At 69.9% G+C, this 13,795-nt stretch carries 12 protein-coding genes; 2 read left to right on the top strand and 10 right to left on the bottom strand.

What is annotated here, in order from left to right:
* The 4 genes from proB to rplU form a co-directional block, all read right to left on the bottom strand.
* Positions 1-786 (bottom strand): glutamate 5-kinase, encoded by a 786-nt coding sequence (gene proB, locus B7W94_RS16845; protein ID WP_025104970.1) that lies wholly within the window; start codon positions 784-786, stop codon positions 1-3.
* The gene (gene obgE / locus B7W94_RS16850) at positions 783-2,282 is read right to left on the bottom strand and encodes a GTPase ObgE (RefSeq protein ID WP_025104971.1); all 1,500 of its coding nucleotides are present in this window, start codon (positions 2,280-2,282) and stop codon (positions 783-785) included. The genes proB and obgE overlap by 4 nt, the downstream gene beginning before the upstream one ends.
* A gap of 98 nt (positions 2,283-2,380) precedes the next feature.
* The gene (gene rpmA, locus B7W94_RS16855) at positions 2,381-2,638 is read right to left on the bottom strand and encodes a 50S ribosomal protein L27 (protein ID WP_025104972.1); all 258 of its coding nucleotides are present in this window, start codon (positions 2,636-2,638) and stop codon (positions 2,381-2,383) included.
* An 18-nt stretch (positions 2,639-2,656) separates the two neighbouring features.
* Positions 2,657-2,965, bottom strand: a complete 309-nt coding sequence (gene rplU, locus B7W94_RS16860; RefSeq protein ID WP_025104973.1) for a 50S ribosomal protein L21 — start codon at positions 2,963-2,965, stop codon at positions 2,657-2,659.
* A 213-nt stretch (positions 2,966-3,178) separates the two neighbouring features.
* Between rplU and B7W94_RS16865 the strand changes: the two genes are divergently transcribed.
* The gene (locus tag B7W94_RS16865; RefSeq protein ID WP_062766684.1) at positions 3,179-3,448 is read left to right on the top strand and encodes a DUF4031 domain-containing protein; all 270 of its coding nucleotides are present in this window, start codon (positions 3,179-3,181) and stop codon (positions 3,446-3,448) included.
* Here B7W94_RS16865 and B7W94_RS16870 read toward each other — a convergent pair.
* Complete coding sequence (locus tag B7W94_RS16870; protein WP_085607773.1) at positions 3,410-5,881, bottom strand: Rne/Rng family ribonuclease; 2,472 nt, start codon at positions 5,879-5,881, stop codon at positions 3,410-3,412. The two genes, B7W94_RS16865 and B7W94_RS16870, sit on opposite strands and share 39 nt — an antisense overlap.
* A 282-nt stretch (positions 5,882-6,163) precedes the next feature.
* Here B7W94_RS16870 and B7W94_RS16875 point away from each other — a divergent pair, with 282 nt between their 5' ends.
* Positions 6,164-6,775, top strand: a complete 612-nt coding sequence (locus B7W94_RS16875; RefSeq protein WP_025104976.1) for a vitamin K epoxide reductase family protein — start codon at positions 6,164-6,166, stop codon at positions 6,773-6,775.
* A 67-nt stretch (positions 6,776-6,842) separates the two neighbouring features.
* Here B7W94_RS16875 and ndk read toward each other — a convergent pair whose 3' ends face one another.
* From ndk to B7W94_RS16900, 5 genes are all read right to left on the bottom strand, one after another.
* On the bottom strand, positions 6,843-7,259 hold the full coding sequence (gene ndk / locus B7W94_RS16880) for a nucleoside-diphosphate kinase (protein ID WP_025104977.1): 417 nt from the start codon (positions 7,257-7,259) through the stop codon (positions 6,843-6,845).
* Between the two features lies 1 nt (position 7,260).
* Positions 7,261-7,674, bottom strand: a complete 414-nt coding sequence (locus B7W94_RS16885) for a DUF4233 domain-containing protein (RefSeq protein WP_231729450.1) — start codon at positions 7,672-7,674, stop codon at positions 7,261-7,263.
* Positions 7,671-9,023, bottom strand: a complete 1,353-nt coding sequence (locus B7W94_RS16890; protein WP_062766693.1) for a bifunctional folylpolyglutamate synthase/dihydrofolate synthase — start codon at positions 9,021-9,023, stop codon at positions 7,671-7,673. The genes B7W94_RS16885 and B7W94_RS16890 overlap by 4 nt, the downstream gene beginning before the upstream one ends.
* Positions 9,020-12,448: an isoleucine--tRNA ligase gene (ileS, locus tag B7W94_RS16895; RefSeq protein WP_085607775.1), complete on the bottom strand. Its 3,429-nt coding sequence runs from the start codon at positions 12,446-12,448 to the stop codon at positions 9,020-9,022. The genes B7W94_RS16890 and ileS overlap by 4 nt, the downstream gene beginning before the upstream one ends.
* Before the next feature lie 312 nt (positions 12,449-12,760).
* Complete coding sequence (locus B7W94_RS16900) at positions 12,761-13,612, bottom strand: endonuclease domain-containing protein (RefSeq protein WP_253247462.1); 852 nt, start codon at positions 13,610-13,612, stop codon at positions 12,761-12,763.
* Between the last annotated feature and the right edge of the window lie 183 nt (positions 13,613-13,795).

Consider the following 13,795-nt stretch of genomic DNA (forward strand, 5'->3'; position numbering starts at 1 on the left):
CTAGGAGGTGGCCGGCTCGAACCAGGTTCCGATGTCGGCACCCGCGAGCGCCTGGGCGACGAGGTCCGCGCTGGTCACGAGGACGCCGATGCCGGAAGCCGCGGCCAGCCGGGCGGCGGAGACCTTCGTGGCCGCTCCCCCGGTGCCGACGCTGTTGACGACGGTGGCGCCGAACTCCAGCCCGGAGAGATCGGCGTCGGGGGCCACGATGTCGATGGGCTCCGCACCGGGGTCGCTCGGCGGGCGCGTGTACAGCGACTCGATGTCGCTGAGGAGGATGAGCGCGTCGGCCTCGATGAGCTGGGCGACGAGAGCGCCGAGCCGGTCGTTGTCGCCGAAGCGGATCTCCTGTGTCGCAACGGTGTCGTTCTCGTTCACGATCGGCAGGATGCGCAGCCCCAGCAGACGCTCCATGGCGCGACGCGCGTTCGACCGCGACGTCGGGTTCTCGAGGTCTCCGGTGGTGAGCAGCACCTGACCGGCGACGATGTCGAACGGCCGCAGGGCCTCCTGATACCGGTAAACGAGGATGTTCTGGCCGACCGCGGCCGCGGCCTGCTGCGTGGCGAGGTCGGTGGGCCGCGCGTCCAGGCGGAGGAAGGGGATGCCGGAGGCGATCGCTCCCGACGACACGAGCACGACCTCTGCTCCGCGGGCATGCGCCGCAGCCAGCGCCTCGACGAGCACCGGGATGCGCCAGGACGACTCGCCGCTGATGGACGACGAGCCCACCTTGACGACGATCCGCGTCGCCGTCGCGAGGTCGGCGCGCGTGCGTGCGGTCACGCCTCGTCCTCGCGGTAGGTGGCCAGGCGCTCGGCCTCCAGCTCGGCGCGCGCCTGCGCCTTGGCGTCCATGCGCTCGTAGTACTGCTCGCGCCGCTCGGACGTGGTGCGGCGGGCGTTCGGCGCCAGACGCGGGTCGGTGCCGCGGGGCGCGGTCATGAGCTCGGCGGCGGAGCTCATCGTCGGCTCCCAGTCGAAGACGATGCTGTCGCCTTCGCCGATGACGACGGTCGAACCCTGCACGGCGCCGAGGCGGAAGAGCTCGTCCTCGACGCCCAGCTTCTCCAGGCGGTCGGCGAGGTAGCCCACGGCCTCCTCGTTCTGGAAGTCGGTCTGCTGCACCCAGCGCACCGGCTTCTCGCCGAGGATGCGGTAGATGTTGCCGTAGGTGCCGCCCTCGACGCGGATCGTGAACGGCTTCACGGAGCCCTTCGGCCGGATGACGACGCGCTCGCGCGGCGCCTCGACCGCGGTCTCCTTGCGGTGCTGCTCGACCAGCTCGCCGAGGGCGAGCGTGAGGGGGCGCAGCCCCTCGTGCGAGACCGTGGAGATCTCGAACACCCGGAAACCACGGGCTTCCAGGTCAGGACGCACGAGGTCGGCGAGGTCACGGGCCTCCGGCACGTCGACCTTGTTCAGCGCCACGAACTGCGGGCGCTCCAGCAGCGGCGTCTGCCCCTCCGGCACCTCGTACGCGGCCAGCTCGGCGAGGATGACGTCGAGGTCGGAGATGGGGTCGCGGTTCGGCTCCAGCGTCGCGCAGTCGAGCACGTGCAGCAGGGCGGAGCAGCGCTCCACGTGCCGCAGGAACTCGAGTCCGAGCCCGCGGCCCTCGCTGGCGCCCTCGATGAGGCCGGGCACATCGGCGACGGTGTAGCGGAAGTCCTCCACCTGGACGACACCGAGGTTCGGGTGCAGCGTCGTGAAGGGGTAGTCGGCGATCTTGGGCCGTGCGGCCGAGATCGCGCCGATGAGGCTCGACTTGCCCGCGGAGGGGTAGCCCACGAGGGCCACGTCGGCGACGGTCTTGAGCTCGAGCACGACATCGCCCTCGAAGCCCGGGGTGCCGAGCAGAGCGAACCCGGGAGCCTTGCGCTTGGGGGTCGCCAGGGCCGCGTTGCCCAGTCCGCCCTGACCGCCCGCGGCCACGACGAAGCGCTCGCCCGGCTCGATCATGTCGATCAGGACGTCGCCGTTCGGGTTCTTGACCACGGTGCCGACCGGGACGGGAAGCTCCAGGGTCTCGCCGTCGAAGCCGGAGCGGTGGTCGCCCATGCCCGGTCCGCCGTTGCCCGACGAGCGGTGCGGCGAGTGGTGGTACGACAGCAGCGTGCCGGTCTGCGTGTCGGCGACGAGCACGATGTCGCCGCCGTCGCCGCCGTTGCCGCCGTCCGGACCGCCCAGGGGCTTGAACTTCTCCCGGTGCACGGAGACGCAGCCGTTGCCGCCCTTGCCTGCACGCAGGTGCAGAGTGACGGTGTCGACGAACGTGACCATGTGCGAGTCCTTCGGTTGCTCAGGGTGCCTGACGGCAGATACACGGACGGGGCGAGCCGAAGCCCGCCCCGAACCGGATGTTTAGCGTGGTGCTGTGATCACTCAGCAGCAGCGACGATGTTGACGACCTTGCGGCCGCCCTTCGCGCCGAACTCGACCGCACCGGCGGCCAGAGCGAACAGCGTGTCGTCGCCACCACGGCCGACGTTGGCGCCGGGGTGGAAGTGGGTGCCGCGCTGGCGGACGATGATCTCGCCGGCGAGGACCTGCTGACCGCCGAAGCGCTTCACGCCGAGGCGCTGTGCGTTGGAGTCACGACCGTTACGGGTGGAGCTTGCGCCCTTTTTGTGTGCCATGTCCTGGTCTCCTCGGTCTTACTTGATGCCGGTGATCTTGACGCGCGTGAGCTCCTGGCGGTGGCCCTGACGCTTCTTGTAGCCGGTCTTGTTCTTGTACTTCTGGATGACGATCTTCGGGCCGCGGAGGTTGCCGACGACCTCAGCCGTGACGGTGACCTTCGCCAGCGCGTCGGCGTCGGTGGTCACCGTGGAGCCGTCGACGAGCAGCACGGCGGGCAGCTGGATCTTGTCGCCCTGGGCAGCCTGAACACGGTCGAGCTGAACGATGGTGCCGACCTCGACCTTCTCCTGCCGGCCACCGGCGCGCACTACTGCGTAAACCACTTCATACCTGTTTCGTTGGGGAGCACGCGGCTCCGAGAATCTCACGGGAAGACTGTTGCTTGCATGCGTCGCTGGTACGACGGGCGCGAATGCAAGACTCTCCGCTTCGGCCGTCGAGGACGAGGCGGCATGCGCACCAAGGGACTACTTTACCGGATGCCGGACGACCTCGCAAAGTGAGCCGCGTGACGGGGCCGGTCGTAGGCTGACGGAGTGACCGTACTCGTCGACGACCCCCGCTGGCCCGCCCACGGACGCCTGTGGGCGCACCTGGTCAGCGACGACAACCTCGACGAGCTGCACGCGTTCGCGCGCAGCCACGGGATCCCGGCGCGGGCCTTCGACCTCGATCACTACGACGTCCCTGAGGACGCGGTCCCCCGGCTCATCGCCGGCGGTGCACAGCACGTCTCCGGCAGGGAGCTGGTCACCCGCCTGATCGCGTCAGGCCTCCGGGTCCGCGGACGCGACCGGCGCCGCTGACGCCTCCGAGCTCACGGACACCGGCGTGCCGGACAGCGCGGCGGTGGTGACCCGACGCCGTCCACGACCCTGACCCGGCGCCTTGGGCTCCGGGAGCGCGTCCAGGACCGAGTCGAGAAGCTCCTCGGTCGGCGTCTTCGGCCCCTTGCGGTCCCCGCGCTTCTTCCGGGCCTTCTTCGGGCGCTCGGACGCGGGAGCCGGTGCGGGCTCGGCGGCGGGAGCCTCGGCGACCGCGTCACCGGCAGGCGCGATGGTGGACGCGGCGATCTGCGCGAGGGCCGACTTGGCCCCCTCGGTGATGCTGTGGGTCACCGGCGGGGCGGCGGGGGCGGAGTGGTTTCCGCCGCCGTTGCCGTTGCCGTTGCCGCCGTTCCCGCGCTGGCGGCGTCCGCCGTTGCCGTTGCCGCCGTTGTTGTTGTTGCCGTTGCCGTTCGCGCGGTGCTTCACGACCGGGTCGTGGTGGACGATCACGCCGCGACCCGCACACACCTCGCACGCCTCGCTGAAGGTCTCCAGCAGGCCGAGGCCGAGCTTCTTGCGCGTCATCTGCACGAGACCGAGCGAGGTGACCTCGGCGACCTGGTGCTTCGTCCGGTCGCGGCTCAGGCACTCGATGAGTCGACGCAGCACGAGGTCGCGGTTGGACTCCAGCACCATGTCGATGAAGTCGACGACGATGATGCCGCCGATGTCCCGCAGACGCAGCTGGCGGACGATCTCCTCCGCGGCCTCGAGGTTGTTCTTGGTGACGGTCTCCTCGAGGTTTCCGCCAGAGCCGACGAACTTGCCGGTGTTGACGTCGACGACCGTCATGGCCTCGGTGCGGTCGATCACGAGCGAGCCGCCGGAGGGCAGCCACACCTTGCGGTCCAGCGCCTTCTCGATCTGCTCGGTGATGCGGAACGCGTCGAACGGGTCGACGTCGTCCTCATAGGCCTCGACGCGCTCGAGCAGGTCGGGCGCCACGCTCTCCAGGTACGCCCGGATCGTGCGCTGCGACTCCTCGCCCTGGATGAGCATCTTCGTGAAGTCCTCGTTGAAGACATCACGGACGATCTTCACGAGCAGGTCGGGCTCGGCGTGCAGGAGCGCGGGGGCCTGCTGGCTCTCGACCTGCTTCTGGATGTGCTCCCACTGCGAGGTGAGGCGCTGCACGTCGCGGGTCAGCTGCTCCTCGGTGGCGCCCTCGGCCGCCGTGCGGACGATCACGCCGGACGACTCCGGCAGCACCTCCTTGAGGATGCGCTTGAGTCGCGCGCGCTCGTTGTCGGGCAGCTTGCGGCTGATGCCGTTCATCGAGCCGCCGGGCACGTACACCAGGTAGCGGCCGGGCAGCGAGATCTGGCTCGTGAGGCGGGCGCCCTTGTGACCCACGGGGTCCTTGGTGACCTGGACGAGCACGCGATCGCCCGGCTTGAGCGCCAGTTCGATGCGACGGGGCTGGTTGCCGGTCTCGACGCCGTCCCAGTCCACCTCGCCCGAGTAGAGCACGGCGTTGCGGCCGCGACCGATGTCGACGAACGCGGCCTCCATGCTGGGAAGCACGTTCTGCACGCGACCGAGGTAGACGTTGCCGATCAGCGAGGCGTCCTGATTGCGGGCGACGTAGTGCTCCACGAGCACGCCGTCCTCAAGCACGCCGATCTGCGTACGGCCGTTCTTGGAGCGCACGACCATCTTGCGGTCGACGGACTCCCGGCGTGCGAGGAACTCGGCCTCGGTCACGACCGGACGACGACGGCCGGCGTCGCGGCCGTCACGACGGCGCTGCTTCTTGGCCTCGAGGCGCGTCGAGCCCTTGATCGCCTTCGGCTCGGTGATGTACTCGACGACGCGCTGACGCTGCCGCGGCTCGTCGCGCTGCTGGTCGTCGCCTTCGGAGCCGCCACGGCGACGACGCCCCCGGCGGCCTCCCCCGGACTCGTCCTGGTCGCGCTCCGGCGCACGGTCGTCGCGACCGGGGCGAGCAGGAAGCGGGACGATCTCCGGTGCGTAGAAGTGCAGCTGGGTCGACACCTGCGACACGAAGACCTCGGGCAGCAGTCCGAGCGACACGGCGGTGACCGGCGCGGGCTTCTCCGGCTGCGCAGGGACCTCGGGCTCGGCAGGAGTTTCGGACTCCGCGGGAGTTTCGGACTCCGCAGGAGCCTCGGACTCCGCAGGAGCCTCGGACTCCGCAGGAGCCTCGGGCTCCGCAGGGGCCTCGGGCTCGGCAGGAGTTTCGGGCTCGGCAGGCGCCTCGGACTCCGCAGCGGCCTCGGACTCCGCGGAAGCCTCGGACTCCGCAGGGACGTCCTCGGACAGAGCCTGCGCCGCGGGAGCCTCGCTCTCCGCCTCGAGCTCTGCGGCGTGGGTGGGCGCCGTCAGCGGCTCCGCGGCATCAGCCGGGGCGTCGAGGGCGGGGGCGTTGTTGTCATTGTTCTCATCGGCCATCTCTGGCGTGCTCCCTGGCACGGTCCACTGCGTGTCCCGTGAAATCTCATGCGGCACCCGCGGGTGCCGCGAACTCAATCGGCCTGCGACCGGCTCATGGCTCTGGTCGCGTGGGGCATGGGCCCCGAAGTCTGCTCGACGCGTGTCGCGGCAACGCCGTTCATCGCATCACAGGTCATTATCGCACCAAGTCGGTCCGATCGCGGCATCCCGTCGCTCACCGCCCGTTTTCTCCGGGCGGTTCTCGCCCTTTCCATAGCCGTCGCTGGGATAATCCTGAGCATGAGCGAGCAGCGCACCCGCCCCGTCGTCTATGCCGTGTGGTTGATCATCGCGAGCGTCATCGGCTGGTACGCCGCCTTCCAGCTCACCGTCGAGAAGTTCGCACTGCTGGAGAAGCCGCAGGAAGCGCTCGGGTGCGATCTCAGCCCGTTCATCCAGTGCAGCGTCAACCTGCAGTCGTGGCAGGGATCGGTGTTCGGCTTCCCGAACCCGATCATCGGTCTCACCGGCTGGATGGCGCCGCTCGTCGTCGGCGTCGCGATCCTCGCCGGGGCGCGGTTCCCGCGGTGGTTCTGGGCGGCGTTCGGCGCGGGCATCACCTTCGCCTTCGGCCTCGTGTGCTGGCTGATCGCGCAGAGCCTGTACAGCCTCTTCGTGCTCTGCCCCTGGTGCATGGTCACCTGGGCCGTGACGATCCCCACCTTCTTCGCCACGATGGTCCATCTCGCCCGCAACGGCACCTTCACGAGCAACGCGAAGGTCCGAGCGCGCGCCGAGAAGCTCATGCCGTGGGTGCCGCTGGCGACCGTCATCGCGTACGCGCTCATCATCTTCCTCGCGCAGCTGCAGGGACTCGACTTCCTCGGCGAGATGGCGAAGATCCTCTTCTGATCTCTCCGTGAGAACGACGAAGCCCGTCCGCCATTCCGGCGGACGGGCTTCGTCGTGAGGGTCGGGATCAGTCGAACCAGATGCCCAGCTCGCGGGCGGCCGACTCGGGGCTGTCCGAGCCGTGCACGAGGTTCTGCTGCACCTGGAGCCCCCAGTCGCGACCGAAGTCACCACGGATGGTGCCGGGCGCGGCGGTCGTGGGGTCGGTCGTGCCGGCGAGAGAGCGGAAGCCCTCGATGACACGGTTGCCGGCGAGACGGATCGCCACCGAGGGGCCGGACATCATGAACTCGAGCAGGGGCTCGTAGAACGGCTTGCCCTCGTGCTCGGCGTAGTGCGCGGCGAGCAGGTCGCGGTCGGGCTCGACGAGGCGGATGTCGACGAGGGCGTATCCCTTCGCCTCGATGCGGGCGAGGATCGTGCCGGTGAGGCCGCGGGCGACACCGTCCGGCTTGACGAGGACGAGGGTTTCTTCGGTGGCCATGTCATTCACTCTCTGTGTCTGCGTTCTGCGCGGTCGGAGCCCCGCTCGGGCGTCGTGCGTCCAGGCGGGCCCCCATGATGGTCGCATACGCCCACATGCCGCCGAAAATCAGGACGACGAGAAGCACCGCAGGGACGGCGATGGCCGACAACGCGACCACGATCTGCACGATCCACCCGGCGGGGATCGCCCAGGGCTTCGTGATCATGCCCGCGATGACGACGCAGGCCACGGCCACGACGGCACCGCCCACGATCCCCCACCACTGCTCGATGCCCGCCGGCAGAGCCTTCAGGCCGAAGATGGTGAGGCCGACGAGGAAGACGACGATCGCCTCGAAGCCGAGCACCACCGGGGCGAGCTTCTGCACGAGGGTGCGCGGGGCGCGCGGTCGACGCGGGGCGGCGGCACTCATGCGCGCCACCCCGACTTCCAGTCCTCCTCTTCGGAGAGCGCGATCGCCTCGCCCGCGAGCACGACGGAGCCGGCGATGACCACGGCCCGACGATCCGACGAGGCCGCCCATTCCCGGGCCGCGTCCGCGGCGTCTGCGAGGGACGGGTGCACGGTGGCGCGCTGTCCGGCCTGTTCGACGAGATCGGCGATGAGGTCGGCATCGCTGGCGCGGTCCGACTCCGGCGCGGTCGCGAAGACGTGCGCGGCGGCCGGCGCGAGCCGCGCGACGATCCCCGCCGCGTCCTTGTCCGCGAGGACGCCGAGCACCAGGCCCCACTCGTCGAAGTCGAAGCTGTCGTCCAGCGCCTGGGCGAGCGCCGCGGCGCCGTGCGGGTTGTGCGCGGCGTCGACGATGACGGTGGGAGCGATGCCGAGGAGCTGCAGGCGGCCGGGAGATGTGCTGCCCTGGAGTCCGTCGGAGATCACGCCGCCGGCGATCGCCTGGCCGGCGCCGCCGATGAGCGACTCGACGGCGGCGACGGCCAGCGCGGCGTTGTGGCCCTGGTGCGCGCCGTACAGCGGCAGGTACTCCTCCTCGTACTGCCCCGCAAGGCCCCGGATGGTGAGGAGCTGACCGCCCACGGCGAGCTTCTGCTCGGCGAGCCCGAAGTCCTCGCCTTCGAAGGCGATGGTGGCATGGCGCTCCGCGGCCACGCGGCGCAGCACCTCGGCGGCCTCGGCGGGCTGCTGGGCGGAGACGACGGCGGCGCCCTCCTTGATGATGCCGGCCTTGACCTGGGCGATCTCGGCGATCGTGCTTCCCAGGCGGTCCGCGTGGTCGATGTCGATCGGAGCGAACACCGCCACGTCGCCGTCGGCGGTGTTCGTGGAGTCCCACTCCCCGCCCATGCCGACCTCGAGCACGAGCACGTCGACGGGTGCGTCGGCGACCGCGACGAAGGCGAGGACCGTGAGCAGCTCGAAGAACGTCAGCGGGGCCTCCCCTGCCGCCTCGAGCTCGGCGTCGACGATCCCCACGAACGGCTCGATCTCGTCCCAGGCGTCGGCGACGGCCTCATCGGAGATCGGCTCGCCGTCGATCATGATGCGCTCGGTGAAGCGCTCCAGGTGCGGGCTCGTGAACAGGCCGGTGCGCAGGTCATGGGCACGCAGCAGGCTCTCGATCATCCGCGCGGTCGACGTCTTGCCGTTGGTGCCGGTGATGTGGATGACGCGGTAGGTGCGCTGGGGATCGTCGAGGTACTCGAGGATCCGCGCCGTCCGCTCCTTGCGCGGCTGCACCCAGCGTTCCCCGGCACGGCTCAGCAGCGTCTCGTAGACGGCGTCGGCCCGGTCTCTCGCACTCATGCGCCCACCTTCTCCAGGTTCGTGTCGATCGTGACGAGGAGCGGCGCCTTCCCGGCCCCGAGGGCCTTCGCCCCGCTCCGATGCACGCCATCTCCGGGGCTGGTGACCTCGTCGACGAGCCGGTCGAGGTCGTCGGTCGGCTGCACGGCGAACGCCACGGCGAGCGTCTCGGCGGCGATGAGGTCGGCATGGGTCTCCAGCGCCGCCGCCTCCGCGGGGGCGGCGTTGAGGGCCAGCACGATCCGGTCGCTGACGTCGAGCCCGGCGTTCTTGCGCGCCTCCTGCACGACGCGGATGGCGTCGCGGGCGATGCCCTCGGCTTCCAGCTCCGGCGTCGTGTCGGTGTCGAGCAGGACGAACCCTCCGGACGGGACGATGGCCAGGGCCTCCCCCTCGGGGCGACCCGTGGTCTCGAGGACGAGGTCGTACTCGGCGGGCTCCAGCGCGATGCCGCCGGCAGTCACGACGCCGTCGGTCTCGGACCAGTCACCCGAGCGCGCGGCCTGGATGGCCTTCTGCACGTCCTTGCCGAGGCGCGGACCCGCGGCGCGGGCGTTCACGCTCAGCCGGTGGCTGATGCCGTACTCCCCGGCCGCCTCGTCGGTCAGCGGGACGAGCTCGACGGTCTTCACGTTGAGCTCCTCGCGGAGGATGTCCTCGAACTGGTCGAGGTCGCCCGCGAGCGGAGAGACCACCGTGAGCCGTGCGAGCGGCAGGCGCACGCGCAGCTTCTCCTTCTTGCGCAGCGCGTTGCCGACGCTCGATAGCTCACGGACGGCATCCATGGCGTCGCGGATCTCGTCGGCGGCGGGGAACTGATCCGCATCCGGCCAGTCCTGCAGGTGCACGCTGCGCCCGCCGGTGAGCCCCTGCCACACGCGCTCGCTGATGAGCGGGACGAGCGGCGCGGCCACGCGGCACAGCGTCTCCAGCACGGTGTACAGGGTGTCGAACGCCTCGCGGCTCTTCGGGTCGTCCGTCACGCCCACCCAGAACCGGTCGCGCGAACGGCGGATGTACCAGTTCGTCAGCACCTCGGCGAAGTCGCGCAGTCGCGCGGACGCGGTGGTCGAGTCCAGACCCTCCAGATCGGCCCGGACCTCGCGGACGAGGTCGCCCAGCCGCGCGAGGATGTACCGGTCGAGGACGTCGGTCGAGTCGGTGCGCCACGATGCCTCGTACCCGCCTCCCTGGGTTGCTGAGCCTGCTCCTCCCTGGGTTGCTGAGCCTGTCGAAGCATTCGCATACGTCGCGAAGAAGTACCACGAGTTCCACAGCGGCAGCAGGAACTCCCGCACGCCGGACCGGATGCCCTCCTCGGTGACGATGAGGTTGCCGCCGCGGAGCACCGCGCTCGACATCAGGAACCAGCGCATCGCGTCAGACCCGTCGCGGTCCAGAACCTCGGACACGTCGGGGTAATTCCGCAGCGATTTCGACATCTTGTAGCCGTCGCTGCCGAGCACGATGCCGTGGCAGCTGACGCCCGTGAACGCCGGGCGGTTGAACAGCGCCGTCGAGAGCACGTGCATGACGTAGAACCAGCCGCGGGTCTGGCCGATGTACTCCACGATGAAGTCCGCCGGGGAGTGCGAGTCGAACCACTCCTGGTTCTCGAACGGATAGTGCACCTGGGCGTACGGCATCGAGCCGGAGTCGAACCACACGTCGAAGACGTCGCCGATGCGCCGCATCGTGCTCTTGCCCGTGGGGTCGTCGGGGTTCGGCCTGGTCAGATCGTCGATGTAGGGGCGGTGCAGGTCCACCTCGCCCTCCGGGTTGCGCGGCAGCGTGCCGAAATCGCGCTCCAGCTCCTCCAGCGAGCCGTAGGCGTCGACGCGCGGGTACTCCGGGTCGTCGCTCTTCCAGATCGGGATGGGCGAGCCCCAGTAGCGGTTGCGGCTGATCGACCAGTCGCGGGCGCCCTCGAGCCACTTGCCGAACTGCCCCTCCTTCACGTTCTCCGGCACCCAGGTGATCTGCTCGTTGTTCGCGAGGAGGTCGTCCTTGATGTCGGTGACCCGGATGAACCAGCTCGACACGGCCTTGTAGATGAGGGGGTTCCGGCAGCGCCAGCAGTGCGGGTAGGAGTGCTCGTAGCTCTGCAGCCGGACCAGACGGCCGTTGTCGCGGATGATCCGCACGAGCGGGGTGTTCGCGTCCATCCACAGCTCGCCCGCGACATCCGTGACGTTCGGGAGGAAGCGCCCGCCGTCGTCGAGCGACAGGATCGTCGGGATGCCCGCGGCGCCGGCGACGCGCTGGTCGTCCTCACCGTAGGCGGGTGCCTGGTGGACGATGCCGGTGCCGTCGGTGGTGGTGACGTAGTCGTCGACGAGGATGCGCCAGGCGTTCCCCGTGCCGTAGGTCTCCTCGTCCGCGTAGTAGTCGAACAGGCGGTCGTAGGTGACGTCCGCCAACTCTGCACCGCGCAGCGTGGCGTCGACCGCGGCGAGCGCGTCCTCCGGGCTCTCGTAACCGAGGTCCTTGGCATACCCGCCGAGCAGATCCTTCGCGAGCAGGTAGCGGTGCGCAGAGGCCTCGACCGCGAGCTGGTCGGCCGAGGGAGCGGCGCGTCCCTGGTGCACGTCGGAGGCGCCGGCGGGACCGGCGGGCAGCACGACGTACTCGATGTCCGGCCCCACGGCGAGCGCGAGGTTGGTCGGCAGGGTCCAGGGGGTCGTCGTCCAGGCGAGGGCGCGCACGCCGGTGAGCCCGAGCGCCTCGGCCTTCGCGCCGGTGAGCGGGAAGGTGACCGTGACCGACGGGTCCTGTCGCATCTGGTAGACGTCGTCGTCCATGCGCAGCTCGTGGGCGGACAACGGCGTCTCATCGCGCCAGCAGTACGGGAGCACACGGTACCCCTCGTAGGCGAGCCCCTTGTCGTACAGGGTCTTGAAGGCCCAGAGCACGCTCTCCATGTAGCCGAGGTCGAGCGTCTTGTAGCCGCGCTCGAAGTCCACCCACCGGGCCTGGCGGGTGACGTAGTCCTCCCACTCCCGCGTGTACTTCAGGACCGAGGAGCGCGCCTTCTCGTTGAAGACGTCGATCCCCATCTCCTCGATCTCGCTCTTCTCGGTGATCCCGAGCTGCTTCATCGCCTCGAGCTCGGCGGGGAGCCCGTGGGTGTCCCATCCGAAGACGCGGTCGACCTTGTGCCCGATCATGGTCTGGAAGCGCGGGAACACGTCCTTCGCGTAGCCCGTGAGCAGGTGGCCGTAGTGCGGCAGACCGTTCGCGAAGGGAGGGCCGTCGTAGAACACCCACTCGGGGGCACCCTCGCGCTGCTCGATGGAGGCGCGGAAGGTGTCGTCGGTCTTCCAGAAGTCGAGCACCTCCTCCTCGATCTGCGGGAAGCGGGGGCTCGGCGCCACAGTGGTGGCCTGGTCGGCAGCGGGGCCGAAGGAGGAGCGCGGGTAGGTCATGGTCTCTCGCAGTGGTCGTCGTGGCGGATGCTGCTGCGAGGACGATCCTCGCGGACCGCGGTACCACCTCGCGTGCCCCTGCGTCTCCTCGACAAGCTCAGAGACCCACGGACCACTCTCACTGCGGCTGTGACGGGCCTGCCCCGCTCGGTTCTACTGAGTCCGTCGCCGGACCGTTCTTCCGAGAGCTCCCCGGTGATGGCCGGATCGATGCTCGTGTGCCCATTGTACGCGTGCTCCTCCCCCCGCGGATTCTCTTCGACGTCGCAGGACCTGGGGACATCCCTGCGACCCGGGGCGGGATCTGCGACATCACGCCGTGCGAGCACGATGCAGTCCCTGAGCGACGGCGCGCATGAGGAGGTCCTGCACCGCGGGCCACTCGTCCATCACCTGGTGATAGCCCAGACGGATGACGTGGTAGCCGCGCAACTTCAGCTCCGCATCGTGACGGTTGTCCTGGTCGCGCTGGGCTCCGACATGCGTGCCGCCGTCGATCTGCAGCACGAGCCGCTCGCCGATCAGGGCGTCCACTCGGTGCCCGGCGATCCACGTCTGGAAGCGCAGCGGCAGCCGGAGCCAGCGCAGTCGCACGCGCAGGTAGGTCTCGAGCCCCGCATCCGCGAACGGCAGCGCCTCGGCCAGGAGCCGCCGCCCGCGCGGTCCCCAGCGGAGTCGCAGCAGCCTCTCTCGATCGACGAGCCCCTTGTTCAATGCCGACTCCCAGGTCGCGAGCGCCTGTTCGTACGGCTCGCACGTGGACACCAGGCTCAGCACGTTCTCGATCGGGTCCTCCAGGGCATCGGGGTGTCGCGGGACCAGAGGCCGAGCCCAGTGCACGCGGGCTCCCGGCGGCTTCCCGCCCCGGCTGCCCGGGCTGGCCGCGAGGTGAAGGCGGGGTCTCTCGTCGTGCACCCAGATGCCCAGCCGCCGCGCCTGCGTCACGCACGTCAGCAGAACACCGTGCTGCGCCGCGGTCACCCGACGCGGATCGGCATCGGGCAGCGCCACCCACCCGACTCGCACCCGCTGGATCATCCGCTCCGCGACCGCCATCTCGAGGTCGTATCGGCTGACCCCGCGATCCCGCAGCCGCTCGACCCGTGCGACTCCGTCGACCTCGCGCATCGCCTGCAGCAGCCGCGCCCGCCTCATCCCGTTCATGCCCTCGATGCTGCTCCCCCCGCCCCTCCCTCGTACCCCGCCTCAGCCAGCTCCTCCCACCCTCTGTGCAGAACTCCCCCACTCCCTCTCCTGTGCAGCCCGAGTCCCTCTCCTCCGTACCCCCGCTCGATGTCGCAGATTCACGCCCCCGTCGGAGGAACCTGCCGAGGGCCTGCGACGCGG

Source organism: Microbacterium sp. LEMMJ01 (genome assembly GCF_002114135.1).
Lineage (GTDB): Bacteria > Actinomycetota > Actinomycetes > Actinomycetales > Microbacteriaceae > Microbacterium.

Excerpts from the sequence above, each read along its gene's own strand:
- ileS (WP_085607775.1), bottom strand. The coding sequence starts at position 12,448 with ATGACCTACCCGCGCTCCTCCTTCGGCCCCGCTGCCGACCAGGCCACC.
- ndk (WP_025104977.1), bottom strand. The coding sequence starts at position 7,259 with ATGGCCACCGAAGAAACCCTCGTCCTCGTCAAGCCGGACGGTGTCGCC.
- B7W94_RS16890 (WP_062766693.1), bottom strand. The coding sequence starts at position 9,023 with ATGAGTGCGAGAGACCGGGCCGACGCCGTCTACGAGACGCTGCTGAGC.
- B7W94_RS16870 (WP_085607773.1), bottom strand. The coding sequence starts at position 5,881 with ATGGCCGATGAGAACAATGACAACAACGCCCCCGCCCTCGACGCCCCG.
- B7W94_RS16885 (WP_231729450.1), bottom strand. The coding sequence starts at position 7,674 with ATGAGTGCCGCCGCCCCGCGTCGACCGCGCGCCCCGCGCACCCTCGTG.
- obgE (WP_025104971.1), bottom strand. The coding sequence starts at position 2,282 with ATGGTCACGTTCGTCGACACCGTCACTCTGCACCTGCGTGCAGGCAAG.
- B7W94_RS16900 (WP_253247462.1), bottom strand. The coding sequence starts at position 13,612 with ATGAACGGGATGAGGCGGGCGCGGCTGCTGCAGGCGATGCGCGAGGTC.
- B7W94_RS16875 (WP_025104976.1), top strand. The coding sequence starts at position 6,164 with ATGAGCGAGCAGCGCACCCGCCCCGTCGTCTATGCCGTGTGGTTGATC.
- rpmA (WP_025104972.1), bottom strand. The coding sequence starts at position 2,638 with ATGGCACACAAAAAGGGCGCAAGCTCCACCCGTAACGGTCGTGACTCC.